Raw genomic sequence first — 25,405 nt, 5'->3', positions numbered from 1 at the left:
GTCAAGGGGGGTAAGAGGTAGAAAAAAGGGGCAGGGCCTGAAGGCCCTGCCCCTTTTAAGGTGGAGGTAGTGACGGCTACCAGGTCTCGGTGCCGCCGGTGTGTTCGGTGCAGCCGACCGAGCTCCAGGAGCCGCGGCGGTTGGAGGTCTGGGTCCCCTTGGTGAACTTGCTGATCACCTGGGTGGTGGAGGTGCCGACCTCGTTGCCGTTACCGTCCGGGGCGTAGCGGCCGAGCACCGCGGCGGTGCCGGGACGCATCAGGCGGGAGACCTTGCCGCCGTGGGGGATCCTGATGTGGCAGGAGACGCAGGCGGCCCGGGCGGTGGAGGCCCAGCTCGTGTGCTCGCCGGAGGTGGCCACCGCCTGGTGGACGCCGTTGGTGCCGACCACCTTGTGGCAGTTGAGGCAGAAGAGCTTGTTGGGAGCGGTGCCGGTGGAGGCGGTCCCGAGCATCCAGGGGGTCCCCGAGCTGGTGCCGTTCCCCGCCACGGTGGTGAACGGCCAGGCCTGGTTGGTGCCGGTCAGCATCCACTTGACGGTGGAGCCGTGCGGCCCCATTGCGCCGGTCCCGTTGTAGCCGTGGCAGTCGGAGCAGGTCATGGTCTGGGTGCCGATGGCGGTCCAGGGGGCGACCATGTCGGTGGAGAGGAGCGCCTTGGGCGCCGTGCTCCCGGCGTAGTTGTTGAGGCTCGCCACCACCGGGTGCCCCGACTTGTTGTTGGGGTTGAATTCGAGCCCGAGGTCGGTCATCCGCAGCGCCCCGGTGGTGTAGCCGGTGGGGGCCGGGACGCTCCCGGCGTGGCACTTGAAGCAGATCTCGAACTCGTTGGTGGCGGCGGGTTTCGCGCTGTAGGTGACCGCCAGGGTGCCGGTGCCGTTCCAGGTGGTGGCGATGGCCGGGCTGGTGGCCGGCCAGCTTCCCACCCCGGTTACGCCGTTCAACACCGGCGCGATCGGGGAGCTCGGTCCGATGACGTGGGTGCCGGGCTTGGCCGAGTGCTGGTCGTGGCAGGCCGAGCAGTTGGCGCTCTTGTGGCCGATGGTGGTCGAGAGGTTGACGGCTGCCTGGATGGAGGGCGATACTACTCCCCCCGCCGTGGTGGTGCCGTGGCAGTTGTAGCAGAAGTTGGTGGTCGTCGTCATGGTGTCGGTGGCCGAGTAGGGATGCTGGAGCATCTTGGCGGTGGCCGAGCCGTGCGCGTTGTAGGTCGGGTTGAGGGTGTTCCCCGCCACCCCGGCTGAGTTGCCGTGGCAGTTGAAGCAGGCCATCTGGGCGCTGTGGGCCTGTTTGCCGGTCGACCAGTCGATGAAGGGGGGCGCGGTGTTGTCGCCGGAGTCGGCGAACGGCTTCATGGCGTTGGCCCCCAGCCGCGAGGCGCCGTTGGCGTCGTGGCAGCTGTTGCAGGAGGTCTCCAGGTTGGAGGCGGTGGCGGTGGTGCCGTCGTAGGTGAGGGCCGCCCCGGTGTCCTGGTTGAACATGCCGACCGCGACGTCGCCCGCCACCTGGTGGCCGAACACCGCCTGCTCGTGGCAGACCGTGCAGGAGGCGGGATTGAGCGTGGTCCCGACCTTGATGTGGTGCGAGGCGAGCACGGTGTCGGTCCCCACCACTTGGCGGGTGCCGGTTCCCTGCTGCGAGGCGTGGCAGGTGGTGCAGTCGCCGCCGGTCGGGGTGAAGCCGGTGGCCGCCGTGGAGGTGGTATGGAGGTGGCAGGAGGTGCAGACCGTCCCCGAGTTATGCCCGTCCCCGGCCGCGATCGTGTAGTGACTGGTGGTGGTATGGCAGACGTTGCAGATCCCGTTGAAGGGGGCCGCACTCTTGGCGAAATCGGTGCCGGTCGGGGTGGCCGACAGGGTGAAAACCGCCGCGGTGGCGCTCAGGCTGGTGAGGGCCCCGGTAGTGGGATCCGAGGCCAGCGCGGGGTAGGGGCGCATCATGTACTGGTTGGTGGTGCCGGTCCCGTGTGCGTCGTGGCAGTCCCAGCAGAACTGGCCGCCGGAGAGCGAGGTCGAGTGCTTGGCCCCGTAGTGGTAGGAACCGACCTTCTTGGTGCCGTTTCTAAGCTGTCCCCCCACGGTGACCCCGGCGGAAGCGGTTGCATGGCAGAGCATGCAGTTGCCGTTTTTCCCCCAGGTGGCGTCGGCCCAGTTCCTGAGCCGGAACGGGTTGGTGGAGACGTTGTGGCCGATGGTCGAGTCGTGGCACCACTCGCAGTAGTTGGTGATCCCGGCGAAGTTGGCCGGCGGGTTGGCGCTCCCCGGGTAGTTCCCCGAGGCGGTCGGACGGCCGTGGCCGGTGTCGGCGAAGGAGCCGGTGCCGGTCAGCTGGAACTTCGACATGGTCCCGTTGTTCCAGAAGGTGGCGCCGAAGTCGGCCACCGAGGCGGAGGCGCCGTTGCCGTGGCAGTCCTGGCAGTTGAGGGTGGAGCCCCAGGTGACGCTGCTCCCGCTGCCGCCGTGGCAGGCGACGTTGGAGCAGGTGGTGCTCGCCTGGGTCCAGGTGGCAGTCGTGCCGGCCTTGGTGCTGTCGAAGTAGACGTTGGGGGTCCGGTTCAGGTGGTGGAGCGAGGCGGAGTAGTCCTTGAACCGGCCGCCCACGGTGGCGCTGGCGGTCCGCTGGTGGCAGGTCGCGCAGATGGTGGTGTCGGTGGCGCCGGAGACGTGCTTGGCGTGGCTGTTGGCGGTGGTGGTCCCGGCCCCGCCGTTCGTGTAGTCGGGGGCGCCGGTGGTGGCGTTGCTGGTCCCGTGGCAACCGTTGCAGGCGAGCGTGCCGGTGGAATTCCAGGCCGGAGGCGCCACGTAGACGAGGGAGGCCGCGTTGCCGTTGGAGTGGCAGTAGATGTTCGAGCAGACCTTGGTGGTGGCCGAGTAGCGTGCGCTCCCCCCGGCGCGGGCGCCGGAGTAGTCCACCATGCCGTTCACGTGGTTGGCCATGGTGGCGACCGCCCGGTTGCCCGAGACGGTCTTGGCGTGGCACTCGACGCAGCCGAAGTTGTTGCCGGTGCCGAAGACGGCCGCGTTGTTGATGTGGGCCGTATGCTTGCCGCTGGCGATCGCCGAGGCGGAGGTGGAGTCGTTGCCGTGGCAGCCGGTGCAGTCGGCGGCCAGCGTGCTTCCCCAGACCGGGACGGTGACGGGAGCGCCGCCGGCACCGTTGCTGTGGCAGTAGAGCGAGCTGCAGCTCCCGTTGCGGGTGGGATTCTGGCTCGGGAGGTAGTTGGGGTAGGCGACGTTCCCGGAGTAGCTCCCTCCCGCGTTGGGGGCGCTGGTGAAGGCGACCACCAGGGAGCGCTTCCCGGCGCTCGTGGCGTGGGCGAAGGGGGTTGCCTCGGCGGTGTGGTCGGAGTGGCATTTCACGCAGGAGGCGGTCCCGGTCCCGTAGTAGTCGCCGTGTTTCTTGCCGGCCCCGGTCAGGGCCGGATGGTTGCCGTCGGAAGGAGGCGCACCGTGGCAGGCGCCGCAGCTGGCCGGGGAGGTGAACGGGCTGTTCCCCCAGGCCGGCGTCACCGCCTCGAAGTGGCAGTTGACGTTCGAGCAGCTCCCCATCACCGGGATCGAGGTCTGGTTGAAGAAGGTCCCCTTGCTGTAGACCGCCGCCACCGGCGAGTTGTTCAGGTTGGAGGCGATCTTGATCACCCCGTCGCGATGGTCGACCGCGTAGCTGCTCGCCCCGGTGTGGCACGGCTCGCAGTTCGAGGCGGCCGCGCTGGCCGGGTTGTGGGTCATATGGCTCCCCTTGAAGCCACCGCTCGTGACGTTGCGGTAGGCGGCGTCGATCGGGGGCATCCCGTGGCAGTCCGAGCAGGTGGCGCCCTGCGCTCCCGAGGCGGCCAGCACCATGACCAGCAGGGCCGGCAGAACCGTAACCCAGTGCCTCTCTGCATAATCCCTCAGTTTCGCCGTCGTCATGCGACACTCCTTCCTTTTCATTTCGGGGTCCGGTTCGCGGAGGTTCCCGTATCCAATCCAATCTCTGTCTGCCGCGCCGTCTCCGGCGCCCCCACCGGCGGTGGGAAAAGCGGGAAGAGGGGGCTGCCGGAGCAGCCCCCTGGTCAGGTTACTTCTCGGTGCTCCACTTCTTGGAGGCCTTGAAGTGGCAGGCCACGTTGAGGCAGCTGCCGGTCGCGTTGGCGCCGCCGTCCACCAGCACGCCGTTGTACCACTGCGGTCCGGTATGGAGCCCCGGGTTGAAGCGGAGACGGTCGCTGACGTCCACGGTGATCTTGCTCGGGCTTACCGGGGTCACCATGGTGTGGGTGGCCGGGGAGAGCGAGCCGTGGCTGTGGCAGACCGCGCAGTTGGCCCAGCCGTCGGACGGCTTGGCGTTCGGGTTGATGTGGGCCGCGATCAGGTGGGCACCGGCGCCGCCCAGGTAGTCCTCGTTGCGGGCGCTCGAGTAGTTGCCGTGGGTCCCAACGAAGCCGGTCGGGGCCGGCGGGTAGCCGTGGCAGCTGTCGCAGTTGTTGGTCGGCTTGAAGGCGGTGGTAGCGGCGTCGCCGGTATGGTTGTGGCAGCTCGTGCAGCGCAGCCCCGCGTTGTGGGAATCCCCCGCCGTGGTGGTGTAGTGGCTGGTGGTGGTGTGGCAGACGTTGCAGATCCCGTTGAAGGGAGCGGTGCTCTTCGCGTAGTCGGTGCCGGTCGGGGTGGCCGACAGGGCGAAGACGACCGCCACCGCGCTCTGGCTGGTGGGTGCGCCGGTCACCGTGTCGGAGGTAAGGGCCGGGTACTGGCGGATCATGAACTGGTTGGTGGATCCTGCCCCGTGCGGATCGTGGCAGTCCCAGCAGAACTGGCCGCCTGCCAAAAGCGCGGTGTGCTTCGCGCCGTAGTGGAAGGAGCCGACTTTGCTGGCAGTGGAGCCGTTCCTGGTCACCCCGGAGACGGTTACCCCGGCCGAACCGGTGGCGTGGCAGATCATGCAGGCGCCGTTAAGTCCCCAGGTCGGATCGGCGAAGTTGCGGAGCCGGAACGGGTTGGTGGCGGTGCCGTGGGAGATGGTCGAGTCGTGGCACCACTCGCAGTAGTTGGCGATGCCGGTGAAATTGGCCGCCGCGTTGCCGCTCCCCGGGTAGTTCCCCGAGGCGGCCGGACGGCCGTGGCCGGTGTCGGCCCAGGAGCCGGTCCCGGTCATCTGGATGGTGGAGAGGGTCCCGTTGCTCCAGAAGGTGCCGGAGAAGTCGGCCACCGACGGGTTGGCGCCGCCGCCGTGGCAATCCTGGCAGTTGGGGGCCGCAGCACCCCACTGGATGGAGTTCCCGCCGTGGCAGTAGATGCTCGAGCAGGTGGTGGTGGCCTGGTTCCAGCTTGCACCGGCGCCCGCGCGGGAGGCGAGGAAGGTCACGTCGGTCTTGCCGTTCAAGTGGTAGTTGCCCGCGGTGTAGTCCTTGAAGGCGAGCGAGCTGGTGGCGCTCACCGTCTTCGCGTGGCACGGGGCGCAGGCGGTGGTGGAGGTGGCGCCTGCCAGGTGCTTCGCGTGGCTGTTGGGGGTGCCCGAGGCGGTCCCGCCGCTTGCGTAGTCGGGAGCGCCCAGCGCCGAGCTCGTGCCGTGGCAGCCGTTGCAGGAAAGGGTCGCGGTCGAGTTCCAGGCCGGCGGGTTCACGTAGACGAGCGAGCTCCGGTTGCCGTTGGAGTGGCAGTAGACGGAGGAGCAGCTCTTGGTGGCGGCGTTGTAGTGGGCGCTCCCCCCCCCTCTGGCCGAGGAGTAATCCACCAGGCCGTTAACGTGGCGGCTCGTGGTGCCGATCGCCGTGTTGGAGCTCACCGTCTTCGCGTGGCAGTCGATGCAGTTTAACCCGTTGTTGATGCCGATCAGGGCGTTGTTGGCCGGGTTCATGTGGCGGTCGTGCTTCCCGGAGAGGGTGGTCGCCACCGTGGTGGTCCGTTTGGTGTCGTGGCAACCGGAGCAGTCGGCGGGCAGCGTGCTCCCCCAGACCGGGGTGACCTTGGCCGCCCCGCCTGCACCGTTACTGTGGCAGTAGAGCGCCGTGCAACTCCCGTTTCTGGGCGGGTTCTGGCTCGGGAGATAGGCCGGGTAGGCGAGGTTCCCGGAGTAGGCCCCGCCGCTGTTGGGGGCGCTCAGGAAGCCGACCATGAGGGCGCGCTTCCCTGCGCTCGTCGCGTGGGCGAAGGGGGTGGCCTCCAGGGTGTGGTCGGAGTGGCACTTCACGCAGGAGGCGGTGCCGGTCCCGTAGTAATCCCCGTGCTTCTTGCCCGCGCCGATGATCGACGGGTGGTTACCGTCCGAGGGGGGCGCGCCGTGGCAGGTAGCGCACCCGGTCGGGGAGGTGAGCTTGGCGCTCCCCCAGCTCGGGGTGACCGCCTCGAAGTGGCAGTTGACGTTGGAGCAGCTCCCCATCACCGGGATGGAGGTCTGGTTGAAGAAGGTCCCCTTGCTGTAGGTGGCGGCTACCGGGGAGGCGTTGAGGTTGGAGGAGATCTGGATCACACCGTCGCGGTGGCCGGTGAGGTAGCTGCTTGCACCGGTGTGGCAGGGCTCGCAGCTGGTAGCGGTGGCGACGGCGGGGTTGTGGGTACTGTGGCTCCCGACGAACCCGCCGCTGGTGAGGTTACGATACGCCGCGTCGAGGGGTGGCATGTTGTGACAGTCGGAGCACGTGGAGGAGGCGAAAGCCCTCCCCCCATTGAGACAGGCCAGGGCGGCCAGCGAGACCGCCAAGGCTAAGCGACGAACTTTGTCATGATTAAATCCAAACATTCATTTTCCTCGTGCTGATTAAAACAAGTGCCAACCGGCGCGCTCCAAGCCGCACCGTGCTACCTAACCGTGCTCCACCTCTTGGAGGGTTTGAAATGACAACTCACGTTATTGCAGCTACCCGTGGTATTGGCGCCGTTATCGAGCAGCTGGCCGCTGTAGGATCCCGGCCCCAGCGGAAGGCCGGGATTGAAGCGGAAGCGGTCCGCCGGGTCGATGGTGATCTTGCTCGGGGTGACCGGGAGCACCATGGTGTGGGTGGCCGGTGAGAGCGAGCCGTTGCCGTGGCAGCCGGTGCAGTTGACCCAGCCGTCGGCGGGGCGGATCCCCGGCTTCAAGTGGAAGAGGTGGGCGCCGCCGCCGCCGGGGTAGTCCTCGGTCCGGGCGCTCGAGTAGTTGCCGGAGGTACCCGTGAAGCCTGCAGGAACCGGCGGGTAGCCGTGGCAGGAGTCGCAGCCGGTGCTCGGCCGGAAGGCGGCAGAAGCCTTGTGGTTATGGCAGTTGAGGCAGAACTTGGTCGGGTGCCCATCGGGGGCGTTGCCGCTTCTCCAGTGGTTGGTCTGGGTGTGGCAGACCTGGCAGAGCCCCTGGTACGGCGCCGAGGTCTGGACGAAGCCCGAGGAGATGTTGGTGAAGGAGACCGCGACCCCGTTGATGGTGGTCTTGATCATGTGCAGGTTAGCGGAGCCATGCACGTCGTGGCAGGACTTGCAGTCGCTGGTGGCGGCTCCCCCCTTGACGGTCACGTGGGAGACCATGTTCTGGCGCGCCGCCGTGGTCACCTTGGTGGGATCGTTGTGGCAGGAGGCGCAGAGGTTGTTGTCGTTGGTCAAGAGGAGCCTGGTGTTGACCCCGAGGGTCCCGGCGATGTGCGGGGCGTTCTGGTCGTGGCAGGCGGTGCAGGCGTTAGAGGCGGCGAACTGGCCGTGCCCGGCACCGGCGAAGGAGGCGAAGTAGGGGGCCTGGACACCGTTGGGAAGCTGCGACGGGGTGGCCGCGTGGCACGAGGTGCAGGCAAGCCGTCCGCTCCCCCAGGAGGGGATGGTCCCCGGGTGGCAGAGGGCGCAGGCGGAGCCCGTGGCGTTTACGACGTCCACCGTCCCGTTCACGTGGGTGGCGGCGGTGTCGGTGGTGTAGACGTGGCAGCTCTGGCAGGCGTTCACCGCGCTCCCGAGTTGGGGTCCGTAGACGCCGTTGAAGTGGACCGGATGGGAGAGGGTGGCCGGGGCCTGGGCGTGGCACGACCCGCAGGCGCCGGTGGTGGCATCCAGCCAGTTGGGGACGGTGACCGGGGCGCCGCCGCGGCCGTCCGAGTGGCACTTGCCGCCGAGGCAGGTGGCGCTCCCCTGGATCCAGGCGAGCGAGGCGGTGAGCGGCTGGGAGCTTCCGAAGGAGACCGTCTTCACCCCATCCGCGTGCTGGGAGGGGTCGAGGATGGTGGTATCGGAGCTGACCGTGGCGGCGTGGCAGGTGGCGCAGGCGTAGCCGCGGGTCAGGTGCTTGCCGTGGGCGTTGGTGGTGGGGCGGGCGTCGTGGCAGGCCGAGCATTCGCCGGCGGTCCCCACGATGGTCCCCTTGCCGTTGGTCCAGGTGACCGGCTTGAAGACGGTGCTCCCGTTTCTGGGCGCGCCGTTGGAGTGGCAGTAGACCGAGTTGCAGGTGGCGCTCGATGCGTTGTAGGTGGCGGCGCTCCCGGAGAGGATCCCGGTGGTGTCGATGAAGACGTCCTGGAAGGTGCCGGAGGCGTGGCTGTTACCCTGGTGGCACTGGCCGCAGGCGTAGTTCCCGGGGGCACCTCCCGCGTGGGAGACGTGCGGGGTGAGCGACTCGTCCTTGAAGGCCGGGGAGTTGGCGTAGTTGGCGGCGTAGCCGTCGGGGCCGCCCGCGTGGTTCGCCCGCGGGGGATAGCCGTGGCAGGCCGAGCAGCCGGCGGTGGAGAAGGAGAAGGCCCCGGCCGGGTTCGCGTGCGAGTGGCACGGGTTGCAGGTCGCCGCGGTGGCGGTGGCCAGCGTATGCTCGGTCGGGTAGTTGGGTCCGGTGGGGACCTGGTGGCATCCCTGGCAGACACCGGTGCCGTTGGCGTCCTTATAGTTGCCGACCGGCTGGGTGTACCCCTGGAAGATGACCTTGCCGCCCCGGACCGCCCCGGCCGCGGTGGAGACGTTCATGTAGCGGCGGATCAGGAAGGTGTTGGGGGCGCTCCCGTCGCCGACGTCCACGTGGGCGCCGTGGCAGTCTACGCACTGCACGTTCTGGTTCTTGCCGTTGTGGTTTTTCTTCACGTGGCAGTTGGTGCAGATGTTGAGCGAGGCAGCGGTCGCCCCTTTGAAGTCGGTCCGCAGGAGGTATCCTGCCGACGGGGTGAGGCTGCGGTACGAGGAGAAGCCGTCGAAGGTGGCGCTGTTGGAGTCGGCGAAGTGGACCCCGTGGCAGCTCGAGCAAAGGAGCGTCCCCCCCTTGAACTGGATGGCCGAGGTCGGGTTGGCCGGGTTGGCGTTGAGGGGCGGGTTATTGTACAGGGCCGGGTAGAGCTTGGCCTTGGAGGTGGCGCTCGTGTAGTTGAAGTTGACCGGGTGGCTCCCCAGCCGGTGGTCCTGGACGTTCCGGGAGCGGTGGCAGTCGAGGCAGAGCTGGTCGCGGTCGTTGGGAAGCCTCAGGTACGGAGGATTGGCCTGGGTATGGGGATCGTGGCAGCGGGTGCAGGCGAGCATCCCGGTCACTTTGCTCGCGTTGAGTTCGGGGGAGGAGGGGGCCTGCGCCCCGGCCGCCGGGACGTTGTCCGGTCCCGACCAGGAATGGGAGATCTGGTAGGCGGTGCCCGCGAAGGTGGTGGTCAGGTTCCCGAAGGGATTGGCCTGGTCGCTCGGCGCAAACGGCAGCCTCCCCCCGCGCGGCATCCCCAGCCGGTGACAGCTCAGGCAGACGTTGACGTAGGAGTCCGCCCCGGTGATCCCCTGGGCGGTATGGCAGTTCACGCACTGGATGCCGTTGCTCGCGTCATGGGGAGGATCGTTGGCCAGCGCCACGCCGATCCCCAGCATGGTGAGGATGACGCCCCCCAGAATACCTGCCGCTACTCGCTTCTTCATTCCCCCTCCCAGTTCGTCCGCCGCGCGGACCTCACAGCTTTGATGCTTTTCAAACCGCCCTCTCGGGGACCCGTCGCGGCAATGGCCGCGGGTTCCGGAGAGCGGACCGGCCCCCGCGCTGTCGCGAAGGGGCGGCCGTTTTTATCGGAGAGCCCCGCCTGTGCGGCAGGGGGCCCCGTTAGTGTCGATGATGCGGTCTTAGGTCTGCTCCCGCGCTACTGCACCTGGAGCGAGATACCGATGACGTTCTGGTTCTTGTTGAGATCCGCGGTCGTCGTATCGACCACCTTGTAGGTCTGGATCGCGAACTGATTCGCGGCCGGCGGCGTCGTCCCCGCAGGATAGTCGCAGATAAGGGTGGCGAACTGACCGGCTGCAAAGCCATTCTGCTGAGCGAAATCCAGCGTTACCGTGGCCGGTGCGCTCCCCTGGGCAGCCACGTAGCGCGCGAAGCCAAGCGGGCTGCTGCTGCTCAGCACCCCCGAAGGGGTGAGGACGCCGGACAGGAGCGCGCCGTTGGACGGGTCGGCCTTGACGGTGACCCCGGCAGGAAGCGCCAGGGTAAGCTGTATCCCGCCGATCAGCGATCCGGCCGGGAGAGTTCCGGTGGTGGAGATTGTGACGGAGACGCTTCCTCCCCCGAGGTTGACCAGGTTGGTCTGGGCGATGCTGGTCACCGGGGTGGTGTTATTGGGGGAAGCGAGATAGTTGGAGAGGGCGCCGGTCACCTGCTGGGCGGTGGCCGCCGGAAGGGTGGTCCCGGCCCCGAGGGCCGAGGCGAGCGTGCTGACGGTCTGGCTGACCCCGCCGGAGGTGGTGGCCATCTCCGAGAGGGCGGCCAGCGCCAGCGCGTAGTCACGCTGGGGCTGGGTGGTGGCTGGGGCGGTGAAAGCAGCCTGGGTGGGGGCCACCGGCTGGACGCCGATGATGTCCACCTTGAAGAGCTGGCTGACCAGCTGGTTGGCGGCCGTGATGCTGACCGGGGTGAGGGTGGCGGCCTTCTGCACCGCGAGGTCGGTGAGCGGGGTCACCGCTACCGCCACCGTGCCGGAGGCCGAGGCCAGGGCCGCCCGCAAGGGGGTGGCCGGGTCGATGGTCTTGGTAAGCCCGGTCGCCTCGTCGAGGTAGCTTCCGCTCGCCTCCAGGTAGATGGGACCGGTGTAGTTGATGGTGGCGCTGTAGGAACCGTCCGCCCCGGTGGGGACGGTGGTCAGAAGCCCCTTGGAGCCGTCGGCGTTGATGGCGAAGATCTTCACCGTCCCGTTGGCGATGGGCCCCTTGGAGGCGACGCCGGTCACCGTCGTGGTGACGCCGGAGGCCGGGGCGGTGCCGGAGCCTCCTCCGCCGCAGCCGGCCAGGGCGAAAAGGGAGATGGTGAGGCTGCACAAGGCAATCAGTTTGTTGGGGAACAGTTTCTTACTCATTGGTGTCCTCTCACAAGCATCTTGTCTCAACCCGCTTTCTCTCAGGACGGGGTCGGACAAGAGAGGGGATTATCAAAATGCTAACATGGATTTTAAATCTGTCAGCCGGGATCAATAATTTCAGTAGTCTAGGCCGCTTTGATCCAGTGGCCCCGGCACCTGTGACAGTGCCGGGGCCGTCAGGTTGTTACCAGGTGACGAGCCCTACCGCCTTCCTGAGGATGGCGACCACGTCGGCGATGTCGATGACGCCGTCCGGCGAGGGCTTGCCGTTGACCAGCGGGGCCACGTCGCCGTGGGCGATGTCGCGGGTGGTCGGGGTGATGAACCCTGCGGCGATCTGCATGGCCCTCATGGCGTCGGCGATGTCCACCTTGCCGTCGCCGGTCAGGTCGCCGTCGGGGACGCTCTGGACGAGGCTCGGGCTCTTGGTGGTCACGTTGCCGGCGGCGTCGCGGGCGCTCACCGCGATGGTGGCGCTGTCGTAGCCGGCCGAGAGGTCGAGGGTCCAGCTTCCGTCCGCGGCGACCGTCATGATCCCCACCGGGCCGCTCTTGTCGGAGGCGGAGAGTAAGGCCCCCGGCTCGGCGGTGCCGGAGAGCTGGGTGGCCGCCGCCGAGGCGACCGGGTCGATGGTGAGCTGGGGCGGCACGGTATCCACCAGGATGGTGCGTACCGAGCTGGCGGTCAGGCCGCCGGAGTCGGTGGCGGTGACCACCACCCGGTAGCTGCCGTCGGCCAAACCGCTCAGAACGAGGTTGTAGCTTCCGTTGGCCTGGGTGAGCGGGGTGCTCGTGCCGTTCACGGTGGCGGTCATGGAGGCTGCGGCCGCCGAGTTGGCGCTCACCGTCAGGGCGGTCTGGTTGGTGGCGGTATCCTGGCCCGGCTGGGAGACGGAGAGGTCCGGCCCCTGCTGCTGGTAGACGATCGAGCGCTTGAGCGCGGTCAGCTTCCCTTTGGCGTCGGTACCGGTCACCTCGATGGTGTTCAGCCCGGGCAGGAGGGTGACCGTGGTGGAGAAGCTCCCGTTGGAGAGCTGGACCGGAGTGCCGCCAACGGTGACCGTGGTACCCGCGGAGGCGGCGCCGGTCACGGCGAGCGAGGAGGCGGTGACCACCGCGTTGTCGGCCGGCGCAGTCAGCGCGAGCTGGGGAGCCAGGGCGGCGAGCTTAACGGTGCGGAGGTCGCGGCTCTGGTTGCCGGCCAGGTCGCTGGCAGTCACGGTGACGTTGTTGGTGCCTGCCACCAGCGGAAGCTGATAGGTGAAGATCCCGTTCACCACCGGGACGGTGGTCCCGTTGACGGTCACCTTGTTGAGGTTCGCGTCGGAAACGGTACCTTCCACGTTCTGCATCGGTATGCCGGTGACGCTGCCGTCGCTGAGAGTGGAGACCGCCAGGAGCGGGGGAACGCTGTCGACCACCACGTTTTCGGTGACCTGCGAGGAGGCGCCGTTGGCGGCGGTGGCGGTGGCGACCACCTGGTTGCTCCCCTGGGCGAGCGAGACGAGGTCGCAGGCCCAGCTGGTGGCGGTCGGGTAGCGGACCGGTCCGGCCAGGACGTTACCCGAGACGGTCACCGTGACGGTGGCCCCCTGCGACATGGTGCCGGAGACGGTCTGGCTGGTCTGGTTGATGAGGATGGTGGCCGTGGCGACGGTGATGACCGGCGCGGCCGGGTTGTAGGAGACGGTTGCCCCCTGCGCTAGGTGGTTGCCTGCGCTGTCCGAGGCGGTCACCGTCAGCTGGTTGCTCCCGGTGGCGAGCCCGAAGAGGGTCGCGCTCCAGTTGCCGCCGGTGACGGTGGCGCTGACGGGAGCGCCGTTGCCGACGGTGACCTGGACGGTAGCGCCGGCGGTGACGGTGCCGGAGATGACCAGCGTGGAGCTGGCGGTGGTGGCCGGGACCGCGTTGACGGTCAGCGCGAGGGTCCCCGGGGGGGGCGAGCCGCCGCCGGTAGAAGGCGGGGGATCCGCGATGGAGAATACCGCCAGCTTGGCGGTGGAGTTGACGACGAAGAGCTTGCCGCTGGCGGGATCGAAGACGGCGTCCGAGGGGGAGGTCACCTTCCCGGTGCCCGAGCCGTAGCTTCCGAGCGAGCTCAGGAAACTGCCGTTGCCGGTGGGGTCGATGGCCTGCAGGGTGTTCTGGAAGCAGTCGACCACGTACATCCGCTTGAGGTTGCCGCCGCCGTACTCGAAGACGGTTGCCTGGGGGGCGGTGAAGCGGAGCGGGCCGGAACCGAGGGTGCCGATGGTCTTTTGGTAGTTGCCGGAGAGATCGAAGAACTGGACCCGCCCGTTGAGGGTGTCGGCCACCGCCAGCTGTTTGGAGCTCTTTTCGTAGCTGATGCCGGTCGGGGTGGCGAACTGCCCGTTGCCGCTACCGGAGCTTCCGAAGCTGTTGGCGGGCTTGCCGGGGGAGGCGTTGGGCTGGGTGACGGGGGTGCCTTGGGGGGAGAAGACCTGGACGCAGTCGTTGAGGCTGTCAACCACGTAGATGAGGCCGTCGGCATTGACCGCCACCCCGTTGGCCATCTTGAACTGGCCGGTGGCGGCGCCGAGCTTGGCGGCTTCCTGTCCGTTGAGGTCGATGATGCTCGCGTGGTCGCCGAGGGTCACCACCAGGTTACCGGAGAGGGTAACGGCGATCCCCTGCGGGTTCCCGGCGGTGGGGATGACCTTGACCGGCGCCCCGGCGGCGGAGAATTCCAGCACCCCTCCGCCACGCGGATCGGTGACGAAAAGGTTGCCGTTGCCGTCGGTTGCCACCCTCACCGGGGTGGAGAGCCCTCCCGCGAGCGAAGGGAGCGGGGTCACCACCGGGACGGGAACCGCGCCGGCCACTACCGCCAGCCCGAACAGCTGAAAAAGTACGCTGAAGAAGGTAGCCACCGCTCGGGCGCCGCCGCATTTCCTGCCGAATACCATTGTCTGCAAACCTCCCGCCCGGTTGAAACCGGACGACTCTGAAACTCTCAAACAGCCGACATTGAGACAAAAAAAGGATTGACGAAATAATATCAAACGATATTTCGGCAACCCGGCTGTCTCGGGGAGACCCTAGGCTTTCCGCCCCACCCTCGCGGATGGTTGAGTATTGTCGTCTATCGAATTGTGAGTTTCGAGCCGGACTGGAGGTCGCGACACGAATCGTTTTCTGCACCGCTGTAAAACGATATTCTGTGAAATTCAACCAGGCATCAAAAAGCCGGATTGCCTGCAAATATCCTGCGATATTTCGGCAACCCGGCTGTCTCGTGGAGACCCTAGGCTTTCCGCCCCACCCTCGCGGATGGTTTAGTATTGTCGTGTATCACCTGCGTTTTTTCCGATGCTATCTGAAGTCGCCGAAAAAAGTCAAAACTTTTTTTGTCAAAGATCGACGTGTTCTGCCGAAAGTCTCGGAATTATTTTCTATTGTCACAGCTGAAGTTATCCCGGCTGCCCCTTTGGCACAGGGCTTCTGCTGTGAGTACGGACCGTTTCGCCTATGTCATTGCCACGTCCTGGTGGCATGGCATGCCGTGAATGAGAAGTTCGTCCCGTTGTTCTGCGGCGAGCAGGTATGCTGCACCGCGTTGTAGTTGACGACGCTCCTGATGGTCGCCGACGGTGCCAGTTCGAAGGCGGCGGTCTTGAGACCGCTGAAGTGCCCCGGGGTGGTCGGCGCCGTGAGGATGGCGGCGTCGTGGCAGTCGGTGCAGAGGAGTCCTACCTGCTGCGGGCTGAGGTGGAAATCGTGGAGCCCGGAGAAGTAGCTGTTGTTCTGGGGCACCCCCTGCGAGGTCCCGGCCGTGTGGCAGCTCGTACACTGGGTGGCGACGTCGATCTGCCCGCTCTGCCAGTTGGGAGTCTGGATGCCGCCGTGGCAGCTCACGCTCGCGCAGGTTCCGCTGGCGGGGATGTAGGTGGCGGTTCCCCCGTTGGCGTTGTAGGTGGCGAGCACCGCCAGGGTGACCGTGCCGGAACCGTGGCTGGCGGTACCGCTCCCCCCGCCGTTATGGCAGGTGCTGCAGACGTTGGCGACCTCGGCCAAGGCGTTGTGCGCGAGGTGGGCGCCCGCCACGTTCGGGAACGAGCTCCCGCTGGGGGGCGCGCTGTGGCAGGAGACGCAGGCACCGAGCACCGGGACCGCCCCCGCCGTGAGCGAGGTGTGGCAGCTCGAGCAGGCCGGACCTACCCCCCCCGCCAGCGCTACCCCGTGGCAAAGGGTGCAGGCGTTGGCCAAGTTCCCGGCGCTGGCGTGCCCCTTGGTGTTGGCGACCGCCCCCTGCTGCCACGGTGTGGGATGGGCCATGTTCGGGAGGTGGCAGCCGGAACCCTCGCACCCGGTGGTGAGCGAGCCGATCGGGAGGTTGAAGCGCGGATTGGTCCCCGGTCCGGTCTGGGCGGCATGGCAGGTCTGGCAGAAGGTCAGGTCCTGTTTGGCCAAAGGTCCGTGCTGGGCCGGATCGGTGAAGGGGACCGGATGGGGGGCCAGCCGGGGAGCGTGGCCTCCGGCATGGCAGGTGAGCGCCCCGAAACTGGTGGAGAAGCAGCTGACCTGCGCGATCCCGCCACTTACCGCGGGCGAGGTGTCGAATCCTGGTCCTCCGTGGCACTGGCCACAGCTGCTCGGCGACGCCTGGTAGGCGGCGCGGTGGGCCACCACCCAGTTGGCCGGGTGCTGGCCCGATTCCGTCAGGGCAGGGGCGCTGGCGTTGTCTTTGGCGCAGCCTCCCAGCGCGAGCAGGGACACGAAGAGGGCCGACCAGTAAAGGCGCAGGTTTGTCTTGGGCATGTTCAACTCCATCGGGGCAGGGATTCGACCGGTTCGTCCGGGCCTTAGGCAATGCTGGACAGTCTCAGACTGCACCTTTTCCGGTGCCGATGGGGACATTATACGGTATGTCCTGAATCCCGCAAATTTCATGCACTTTCAGCGCCTCGTGGTACAGGCATAAGCAGCTAAAAACACAGTCAGTTTTTCAAATAGTCAAAGAACGGATCAAACTCTGGTACTGCTGGTAAATTAATAGTAACTAATCATATGGAACTGCCTTCGAATGAAAGCGGCGCAGCTATGTCAAATCCCGTTTCCACTTCTGCAACTACAATTTTTTCCTTTGGATAAGGGATGTTACAGATCCAACGGCCCCCAATTTTTTGACAGTCGCGGTTTGTCCGTTACAATTTCTCAAACCTTCCTACCGCGATTCCTTCAGTCCAAGGAGTATCAAGATGAAGAAAAAGGGGCTAACCTCGGCGCTGGCACTCACTACGCTTGTACCTTCGCTTGCCTTCGCGGTCGACTTCCAGGCCGACGGCACCTCCATCTTCCGCCTCGAGCAGCGGGCCACTCCCGGTTTCGAGAAGCAGACCGTGGCACCGTTTACCCAGTTCGCCGGGGTCGACGTCGACAAGCTGGCCGACGGCAACCTCTCGCTGCACCTGTACGGGTGGGAGCGGGTGGACCTGGGCGATTCGAGCACCGGCGAGAAGAAAAACGACGGCGAGCTCTCCTATGGCTACCTCCGCTACCGCTTCGCCCGGGCCAACGGCGATCTGAAGGCGGGGCGCTTCGTGGTCAACGAGGGGATCGCCTCCGAACAGCTGGACGGGGTGGCGGGCCGCACCGACCTGGCCAAGGGATTCGCCCTCTCCGCCTTTGCCGGGGCTCCGGTGAAGCTCGACCGGGGGAGCAACACCAAGGGGAGCTTCATCGCCGGTGGCAGGGGGAGCTACGCGTACGGTTCCATCCTGGAGGTCGGGATCTCCGGCGTGCACGAGAAGGGCGGCATCTACGAGCCGCTCACCGGCAACAAGTACGACCGCGAGCTCGTGGGAGGAGACTTCTGGCTCCGTCCGGAGAAGCACGTCGAGTTGAACGGACGCGGATCCTACGATGCCTCCACCGACGGGATGGCCGAGCAGAGCTACCAGCTGAAGCTCTTCCCGCTGAAGAACGTGACCGTGTCCGGGCTTTACAACGACGCCGATCTCGCGCATTATTTCTCCGCCTCCAACCTGCGGTCCCTCTTCAACCCGGACCTCGGCGGTAAAGTGAAGTCCTACGGTGGGGCGGTCACCTGGAACGTGGCGGCCCCCGTCGACGTCACCGGCGACTTCCGGCACATCAAGCGAAGCGACAGCATCGACCAGAACTTAAACGGCGACTCGAACCGTTACGGCGCCGATCTCCGGCTGAACTTCCTGGACAAGAAGGTCCGCCCCGGGGTTTCCTACCATCGCGTGGAAGGGGCCACCGGGTTCAACTCGTACCACGAGATCCGCGGATACTGCATGTATGACAACGGGCGGTACCAGGGGAGCGTGGACGGGATCGCCCAGCTCTTCAAGTCGAGCCTCTACCAGGTCAAGAACGCCTACGAAGCGGTCGCCTCGGCCGGCTGGCGGATCATCCCCGCCCTGGCGCTGTCCGGCGAAGTCAGCTACAGCAGGAACCCGTGGGCCACCGACGACGTGCGCGGGCTCGTGCGGTTGACCTTCAACTATATTTCAGAGAGCAAAGGAGCGAACAAATGACCGGCGCAAAGCTCTTCGGCATAGTAGTGGCGGTGAGCGGCATGCTCACCATCGGCGCCTGCGCCGTGATCTCCAAGCAGGAAAGCCTCCCCGCCTGGCACCCCGAGGCGCTGGGCGAAGGGCGTCCCGACTGTGTCGAGTGTCACGAGGACCAGATCAAGGGGGTTGCCAAGGGGCCTACCACCTTCAAGCACACGACCGAGTTCATCCGTCAGCACCGGTTCTACGCGGCGCAGGACGGTAAGCTTTGCGAGATCTGCCACAAGGCTTCCTTCTGCAACACCTGTCACGCCAACGAGCGCGAGATCAAGCCCTCCGTCTTCCTCGGGAACCGGCCGGACCGGGAGCTCATCCACCGGGGCGATTACCTTTCCGTTCACATGATCGACGGCAAGGTCGACCCGACCAGCTGCTACCGCTGCCACGGCCGCGCCAACAACGAGAAGTGCGTCAGGTGTCATAGATAATCCGGGTTACCTCCCCTCCCCACCTGAGGGGGAGGGACAGGGTGGGGGGGAGGCCAGCCACTGGCACTCCGTGGATAGTTCCCCCACCCCCTGCCCCTCCCTCAAGGGGAGGGGGAACGTTAGTCCTTGTGGTGACAGCCGGTGCAGGCGGTCGGTCCTCTCCCGAGCTCCTGGTGGCATCCCCGGCAGGTCTTGTGGGCCCACTTCTGGCCAAGATCCGCGATCTTCCCCGGTCCCTTCTCGTGGCACTTCGTGCAGTCCCTCAGCATCTCCTGGTGCTTCTTGTGCGGGAAGATAACCTTCCCCTTGGAGGCCGGGAACTCCATCACCTCCGCGGCGTGAGCCGCTCCTGCCAGTACCAGTGCCGCTATCGCCAAGAAAACTTCCCTTTTCATATTTGCATCTCCTTTGGTTGGCAACTTCGAGATTCACCGGCCTTTAGCCCGGCACCCTCACCCCGGCCTTCGGACACCCTCTCCCGGAAGGAGAGGGCGCCGGTCTCGGGACATTCCCTCTCCCCCCGGGAGGGAGGACAGATAATCACTTCGCTTCGATGGAGCCCAGGAACATGGCTACCAGGTCACCCTTGACGGTGGTGTCTTCCTTGGCGAGCGCGGTGCCGGATTCCTGCTCCTGCAGGCGGGCGAGGAAGTTGGCGGAAGGGGCGGTGACGGTTGACGGATTCACCACGGCGGCGACTTTGGTCGCGCCGCTCACGCCGTGCATCCGTACCGGGACATCGCTGCCGCTCATCGAGTTGCCGTTACCCCATTCGCCGGCCCCCTTGTCGCCCCAGGCCCAGACCGAGCCGTCTTCGCGCAGCGCGATGGTGTGGTTGGCTTTGGCGGTGATGTCGACGACGTTATCGATCCCGGCTACCGCCACCGGGCGGGCACTGGCCGTCACGGTCCCGTTTTCGCCGAGCTGGCTGGCCTCGTTACTCCCCCAGGCATAGGCTCTGCCGTCCTTGGCGAGCGCCACGCTGTGGTGCAATCCGGCGGCGATGGACTTGATTCCGGAAAGGCCGCTCACCAGGGTGGGAACGCCGGTGCCGCTGTCAGCGACGCGGCCGGTACCGAGGGCACCTTGGGCGCTGTAGCCCCAGCTCCAGACCGTGCCGTCCGCCTTGAGCGCCATGGTGTGGAACCCGCCGGCGGCGATGGCCACCACGTCGTGGAGCCCGCTGGCCATCACCGGAACCCGCGACTTTTCCTTGGAGCCGTCGCCAAGCTGCCCGATCCGGTTATTCCCGAGCGACCAGACGGTGCCGTCGTCTTTCAGCGCCACGACGTGGCTCTGCCCCGCGGCGATGGCCTTGATGTGGGAGAGCCCGAGCACCTGCACGGGGACGGAGCTGTTGCCGCCGCACCCCTGGCCGAGCTGGCCTGCACCGTTATACCCCCAGCCCCAGACAGTCCCGTCCTTTTTGAGCGCCACCGAATGACCGCCGCCAGCCGCAACCGCTACGACTTCGTTGATTCCTTTGACCTGCTGCGGTTCCTGGGTTTTCCACCAGTTCGTGGTGCCGTTGCCGAGTTGGCCGTAGTTGTTCTTGCCGACCGCCCAGACCGAACCGTCGGCTTTCAATACCAGGGTGTGATTGCTCCCGGAGGCGTACCAGGCGGTGGCAGCGGAGGCGCGGCCGGAGCCGGCGTACAAGGCACCGGCGGTCAGGGCGGCCAGGGCCGCGCATTTGAGGAGAGAGTTTCTTACCTGCGAGGATTTCCCATTGATTCTCAACATGACCGACTCCTTAATGATTGATTAGGTCCGCCTCCTCAATCGGAAGCGGAGAAATCGCGATAGTTCGGCGACCCGGCTGTCTCGGAGAGACCCATGGGCTTTCCGTCCCACCCTCGCGGATGGTTTAGTATTATCGATTATCACTAAGGATTACGGCGCCGGTCCGCCAATCCGGACTCGGTGCCATGCACCGGAAAGGATTTCGCCCCTTTCCTACTTCTCGCCATGCACCAACGAAAAAGCCGGGTGCCGCAAAATCATCACATGGCGATAATTCGGCATCCCGGCTGTCTCAGAGAGACCCAATGGGCTTTCCGTCCCATCCTCGCGGATGGTTTAGTAGTATCGTTATCACACTGCTTGTCCCGCCTCTGTCATAGCCAGCGGGTTGCTTCCCTCCCGGGAAGCGGAACAACTGGTCCTCTCTTCACCTCCTCTTTCAATGTTACCGGCTTGGCCGGGGTGTCTGCCTGCCTGAATCCGTGGCCCCTGACAGTAGAAAAAGGCTCTGTCAGTCGTGGTGGCCTACCGGTTGGTTCATCACTGTCAAAACGGGTTTATACTGGATTCCTTTGACAGATAGGCAAGCTTTTCGGCTGTGACTGCTGGATCTTTAACACTTTTTCTTAGCTTTGAAGAGAGCAACTATGGTGCCGAAGTAAAATTTTAAACAAGTGTTTGAATTTATTCGAACGTCCTATGAGGAAGAATCCGGTGGATGAGCAGCCGCTGGGCAGGCGGTATTCAGGGGGTGTGCAGAAGATGAACAGGAAGGGGCGGGGAGAGGACCCCATCCTCACCCCAGCCCTCCCCTTGAAGGGGAGGGGGGGCGGGAAGAGGGATTTGAGCTAATGGGAAAGAAGGAGAGGCTACTCTTCGAGTTTCTTGTCGATACCGGCCCGGCCGTCGTCGCACATCTCTTCGGGCTCGGTAGGCCTGCTGTAGCGCGGGTCGCTGGTGGCGGTGACACAGACCGGCGCCGGTTCCTCGGTGGCGCCTGCGGCTGCCGGTACGTGCTCGTGGCTGCGCCCTCCTTTGGGGGGGACGTCTCCCTTGGCCGGCTGCCAGTCGGCCATCTCCCTCAGGATGCGGAACCGCTCGTCGACCTCCTGCTGGAGCTGGCGGCGGAAAGCGGCCGCCCCCTCCGGGTTCATCTGGGCGAGCATCGAGTAGCGGACCTCGCCGGAGAGGAAATTCTCCAGCGACCCGTCCGGCTCCTTGGACTCCAGGACGAAGGGGTTTTTCCCCTGCCCGCGCAACTGTGGGTTGTAGCGGTACAGCGGCCAATAGCCGGATTTCACCGCCAGCAGGGACTCCTCGATCGATTTTCCCATCCCGCGCCGAAGCCCCTGGTTGATGCAGGTGGAATAGGCGATAACCAGCGACGGGCCCGGGTAGGCTTCGGCCTCCATGAGGGCCTTCAGGGTCTGGTTCTTGTCGGCGCCGATGGCCACCGAGGCGACATAGACGTAGCCGTAGCTGATGGCCATCCTCCCGAGATCCTTCTTGGCGGTCCTTTTCCCGGCTGCCGCGAAGCGGGCCACCGCGCCGGTCTGGGTCGCCTTCGAGCACTGGCCGCCGGTGTTGGAGTAGAGCTCGGTGTCCATCACGAGGAGGTTGATGTCCTCACCCATGGCGAGCACGTGGTCGAGCCCGCCGAAACCGATATCGTAGGCCCACCCGTCCCCGCCGTACACCCAGATCGATTTCTTGGCGAAGAGATCGGCCGCCTGGGCGATCTCCGCGAGCACCGGGTCCTTCTCCCCGGCATCGTTGAGTAGCGGTTTGAGTACCGCGGCATGCTGGCGGGAAAGCTCCAGGTCGTCCATGTGCTGAAGCCAGGCGTGGAAGCCATCCTTGAGCTGTTTGGAAAGGTCCTTCGACGACGCCGCCCGCACCAGTGACGCAAGCCGTTCCCTGCGCTGGGAGATCGCCATGTGGTAGCCGTAGCCGAATTCGGCGGCGTCCTCGAAGAGGGAGTTGTTCCAGGCCGGGCCGTGCCCCTCATGATTGGTGCAGTAGGGGCTGACCGGCGCCGAGGCCCCCCAGATGGAGGTACACCCGGTGGCATTGGCGATCATCATCTGCTCGCCGAAGAGCTGGGTGACGAGCCGGGCGTAGGGGGTCTCGCCGCATCCGGAACAGGCGCCGGAAAACTCGATGAGCGGCTGCTGGAACTGGCTCCCGATCACCGCCCCCCTCTTCACCAGGTGCCCCTTGGGTGAAAGGGCCTCGGCGAACTTGCGGTTATCCTCCTGGACCAGCTGGGTCTCGATCGGCTTCATGACCAGCGCGGAGTGCTTGGCCGGACAGATGTCAGCGCAGTTGCCGCACCCCATGCAGTCGAGCGGGTAAACCTGGATCCGGAAGTGATGGCCCCTCACCTCGCGGGCGATGGCGGAAATGGTCTGGTAACTGGCCGGTGCGGCGGCTATCTCTTCGTCGGTGGCGAGGAAGGGGCGGATGGTCGCGTGGGGACAGATGTAGCTGCACTGGTTGCACTGGATGCAGTTCTCCTTGATCCACTCCGGCACGTTGATGGCCACCCCGCGCTTCTCGTAGCGGGCGGTGGAAACGGGGAAGGCGCCGTCCGGCTCGAAGGCGGAGACCGGGACGTCGTCCCCCTTCTGGCGGAGGATCGGGAAGATCACCTTCCTCATGTACTCCGGCATCTCCTGCTCGAGCCGGAAGTCGAGCCCCCGCCGGTCGTCGGCCTTTTTCCATGCCTCGGGGTAGCGGATCTCGACCAGGCTTTCCACCGCCAGGTCCACCGCGTCGAGGTTCATCTGGACGACCTGTTCTCCCTTGCGTCCATACTCCTTGCGGATGGAGTCCTTGAGGAGATCGACCGCCTGCTCGAAGGGGAGCACGCCGGAGAGCTTGAAGAAGGCGGTCTGCATGATCATGTTGATCCGTCCACCGAGTCCGGCCTTGGCGGCGATGGCGATGGCGTCCACGTTGCAGAAGCGGATCTTGCGGGAGGCGATGGTGCGCCGCATGGCCGCGGGAAGGTTCTCCTCCAGTTGCTCGACCGTGTTCCAGGGCGAGTTCAGGAGAAAGGTCCCCCCTTCCTTGATCCCTTCCAGGACGTCGTAGACCTGCACGTAGGGAGCCTTCTGGCAGGAGATGAAGTCGGCGGCGTCCACCAGGTAGGTAGACTGGATGGGATGCTTGCCGAAGCGCAGGTGGGAGACGGTGATCCCTCCCGATTTCTTGGAATCGTAGGCGAAGTAGGCCTGGGCGAAGAGATCGGTGTTGTCGCCGATGATCTTGATGGCCGCCTTGTTGGCCCCCACCGTGCCGTCGGCTCCCATCCCCCAGAAGCGGCACTGGATGGTTCCCTCCGGCGTGGTGGAGACGGTGTCCTTGACCGGGAGCGAAAGGTTGGTGACGTCGTCCTCGATCCCCACCGTGAAGTGCCGTTTCCCGTTGGGGCCCGCCATATTGTCGAACACGCTCTTCACGTGTACGGGACGGAACTCCTTCGACCCCAGCCCGTAACGCCCCGCATAGAGTTCGGGAATCTTCCCTCCCCGCTCGAGAAACGCGGTGCAGAGGTCGAGGTAGAGCGGCTCCGCCAGCGCACCGGGCTCCTTGGTCCGGTCGAGCACGGTGATCTTCTTGGCCGAGGCCGGAATGGCGGCCAGGAGAGCCGTGGCGTCGAAGGGGCGGTACAGGCGGACCTTGACGAGACCGATCTTCTCCCCCTGCCGCTGGTAGTACCGGACCACCTCCTCCACCGTTTCGCAGGAGGAGCCCATGGTGACGATCACCCGCTCCGCCTTGGGGGCGCCGACGTAGTCGAACAGGCGGTAGCGTCGGCCGGTCAGCTGCCCCACCTTCTCCATGCAGGCGGTGACCACCGAGGGAAGCGCAAGGTAGTACGGATTGGAGCGCTCCCGGCCCTGAAAGTAGATGTCCGGGTTTTGCGCGGTCCCCCTGAGCTCGGGGTGCTCCGGGTTCATCGCCCGGGCACGGAACTGGGCGATTCTATCCAAGTCGACGAGACCGGCCATCTGATCGTATTCGATCACCTCGATCTTCTGCACCTCGTGGGAGGTCCGGAAGCCGTCGAAGAAATGGACGAACGGGACGCTCCCGTCCAGGGCGGCCAGGTGGGCCACGAGCCCGAGGTCCATGCACTCCTGGACCGACGAGGAGCTAAGGAGGGCAAAGCCGGTGGCGCGGGCCGCCATCACGTCCTGGTGGTCGCCGAAGATGGAGAGCGCGTGGGTGGCGAGCGCCCGGGCGGAGACGTGGAAGACGCCGGGAAGGAGCTCGCCGGCGATCTTGTACATGTTGGGGAGCATCAGCAAAAGCCCCTGGGAGGCGGTGAAGGTAGTGGTCAGCGCCCCCGCTACCAGCGAGCCGTGTACCGACCCGGCGGCTCCCGCCTCGGACTGCATCTCCCGGATCAGCAGGGTCTGCCCGAAGATGTTCTTCCGTCCCTCGACCGCCCACTCGTCCGCCACCTCGGCCATGGTGGAGGAGGGGGTGATGGGGTAGATGGCCGCCGTCTCGCTCATTGCGTAGGCTACGTGGGCCGCCGCGGTGTTGCCGTCCATCGTTTTCATTCTGGCTGTCATGGAAATCCCCCTTGGTAGGCATTAAAAGAAGGATTAATTATATTTAATATCAAGTCGATGTCAACGCCCGCACCGGTACCGGTGCGGGCGCCGACGGCGGCTGCCAAGAGGGGTGTGGTTGGGGAGGCCTGGCGGTCAGGGGGCTTGGAAGCTAAAGAGCGGGGAGGGGGATCCGGCAGGAAAGCTTACAGCCAGTTCTTCGGGTACTGCCGGTGGTACACCACGTTGTTGGTGAAAAGCGCCACCGCCAGCAGTACCAGCGATCCCGATAGCACCGGGACCAGCACGAAATGGGCGGTCGCGTGGCTCTGGACGCCGATGAGGGCGGTCGCCCCTCCCGGGGGATGGATGGTGCGGGTGAGATACATGACGAAGATGGCGATGCCGACTGCGAAGGCGATCGCCTCCGGAGTGGAGCCGAAGAGCGATACGATGCCGACCGCGACCAGGGCGGAAAAGAGGTGGCCGCCGACCAGGTTCCGGGGCTGGGCCAGCGGCGATTCGTCGGCGCCGAATAAAAGGACGGCGGAGGCGCCGAAGGAGCCGATCAGGAGAGGGTATCCGGCCATGCGGGTCATCGCGAAGATGGCGAGGATGGAGCTCATCCCGCTCACCAGCCCCCAGACCGCGTATTTCATCGACACCGGTTCGGGAGCCCCCCGCAGACTGCCTTTCATCTTGATGGGAACGTTTTTCAGCCGTGTCTTCATCTCCCCTCCTTAATGCCACAAGTGAATCATTCCTGCCGAGCGGCGGCACCCGGAGGTCCCCCCTCCGCAACCGCCATCGGCACGCGTGTTTCCCGAAAGGCGGGCGTCACCCGTCCTGCCCGGCGCGCACGGTGGCAGAACTCG

12 protein-coding genes and 4 riboswitches are annotated in these 25,405 nt (G+C 65.9%); of the genes, 2 read left to right on the top strand and 10 right to left on the bottom strand.

What is annotated here, in order from left to right:
- Nucleotides 1–76: 76 nt before the first annotated feature.
- From L4X63_RS03945 to L4X63_RS03920, 6 genes are all read right to left on the bottom strand, one after another.
- Nucleotides 77–3,910 (bottom strand): CxxxxCH/CxxCH domain c-type cytochrome, encoded by a 3,834-nt coding sequence (locus L4X63_RS03945; RefSeq protein WP_250677284.1) that lies wholly within the window; start codon nt 3,908–3,910, stop codon nt 77–79.
- 148 nt (nt 3,911–4,058) lie between these two features.
- Complete coding sequence (locus tag L4X63_RS23580) at nt 4,059–6,677, bottom strand: CxxxxCH/CxxCH domain c-type cytochrome (protein WP_284694454.1); 2,619 nt, start codon at nt 6,675–6,677, stop codon at nt 4,059–4,061.
- A 98-nt stretch (nt 6,678–6,775) separates the two neighbouring features.
- Nucleotides 6,776–9,805 (bottom strand): cytochrome c3 family protein, encoded by a 3,030-nt coding sequence (locus L4X63_RS03935; protein WP_250677283.1) that lies wholly within the window; start codon nt 9,803–9,805, stop codon nt 6,776–6,778.
- 215 nt (nt 9,806–10,020) lie between these two features.
- Entirely contained in the window at nt 10,021–11,229 is a 1,209-nt protein-coding gene (locus tag L4X63_RS03930) for a hypothetical protein (RefSeq protein WP_250677282.1), read from the bottom strand.
- Between the two features lie 187 nt (nt 11,230–11,416).
- On the bottom strand, nt 11,417–14,158 hold the full coding sequence (locus L4X63_RS03925; RefSeq protein WP_250677281.1) for an Ig-like domain-containing protein: 2,742 nt from the start codon (nt 14,156–14,158) through the stop codon (nt 11,417–11,419).
- Between the two features lie 103 nt (nt 14,159–14,261).
- A riboswitch (cyclic di-GMP riboswitch) is annotated at nt 14,262–14,336 on the bottom strand.
- 131 nt (nt 14,337–14,467) lie between these two features.
- Nucleotides 14,468–14,542: riboswitch (cyclic di-GMP riboswitch) on the bottom strand.
- A 181-nt stretch (nt 14,543–14,723) separates the two neighbouring features.
- The gene (locus tag L4X63_RS03920) at nt 14,724–16,010 is read right to left on the bottom strand and encodes a CxxxxCH/CxxCH domain c-type cytochrome (protein WP_250677280.1); all 1,287 of its coding nucleotides are present in this window, start codon (nt 16,008–16,010) and stop codon (nt 14,724–14,726) included.
- 440 nt (nt 16,011–16,450) lie between these two features.
- On the opposite strand from L4X63_RS03920, the gene L4X63_RS03915 reads away from it, so the two are divergent.
- A complete protein-coding gene (locus L4X63_RS03915) occupies nt 16,451–17,755 on the top strand; it encodes a hypothetical protein (protein WP_250677279.1) in 1,305 nt (434 codons plus the stop codon).
- Nucleotides 17,752–18,222: a cytochrome C gene (locus tag L4X63_RS03910; RefSeq protein WP_250677278.1), complete on the top strand. Its 471-nt coding sequence runs from the start codon at nt 17,752–17,754 to the stop codon at nt 18,220–18,222. The genes L4X63_RS03915 and L4X63_RS03910 overlap by 4 nt, the downstream gene beginning before the upstream one ends.
- Nucleotides 18,223–18,341: 119 nt before the next feature.
- Here L4X63_RS03910 and L4X63_RS03905 read toward each other — a convergent pair whose 3' ends face one another.
- The 4 genes from L4X63_RS03905 to L4X63_RS03890 all read right to left on the bottom strand — a co-directional run bounded on the left by L4X63_RS03905 (nt 18,342) and on the right by L4X63_RS03890 (nt 25,261).
- On the bottom strand, nt 18,342–18,617 hold the full coding sequence (locus tag L4X63_RS03905) for a cytochrome c7 (RefSeq protein ID WP_250677277.1): 276 nt from the start codon (nt 18,615–18,617) through the stop codon (nt 18,342–18,344).
- Nucleotides 18,618–18,762: 145 nt separating this feature from the next.
- The gene (locus L4X63_RS03900) at nt 18,763–19,965 is read right to left on the bottom strand and encodes an RCC1 domain-containing protein (RefSeq protein WP_250677276.1); all 1,203 of its coding nucleotides are present in this window, start codon (nt 19,963–19,965) and stop codon (nt 18,763–18,765) included.
- A gap of 63 nt (nt 19,966–20,028) precedes the next feature.
- Nucleotides 20,029–20,104: riboswitch (cyclic di-GMP riboswitch) on the bottom strand.
- Between the two features lie 135 nt (nt 20,105–20,239).
- Nucleotides 20,240–20,316, bottom strand: a riboswitch (cyclic di-GMP riboswitch).
- A gap of 518 nt (nt 20,317–20,834) precedes the next feature.
- Nucleotides 20,835–24,551: a pyruvate:ferredoxin (flavodoxin) oxidoreductase gene (nifJ, locus tag L4X63_RS03895; RefSeq protein ID WP_250677275.1), complete on the bottom strand. Its 3,717-nt coding sequence runs from the start codon at nt 24,549–24,551 to the stop codon at nt 20,835–20,837.
- A gap of 185 nt (nt 24,552–24,736) precedes the next feature.
- Nucleotides 24,737–25,261 carry an HPP family protein gene (locus L4X63_RS03890; RefSeq protein WP_250677274.1) on the bottom strand — a complete coding sequence of 175 codons (525 nt, stop codon included), beginning with the start codon at nt 25,259–25,261 and terminating at the stop codon, nt 24,737–24,739.
- Nucleotides 25,262–25,405: the final 144 nt, after the last annotated feature.

Source organism: Geomonas sp. Red32, assembly GCF_023652955.1.
In the GTDB taxonomy this organism is placed as follows: domain Bacteria; phylum Desulfobacterota; class Desulfuromonadia; order Geobacterales; family Geobacteraceae; genus Geomonas.
This window is presented reverse-complemented; position numbering and strand designations above follow the sequence as displayed.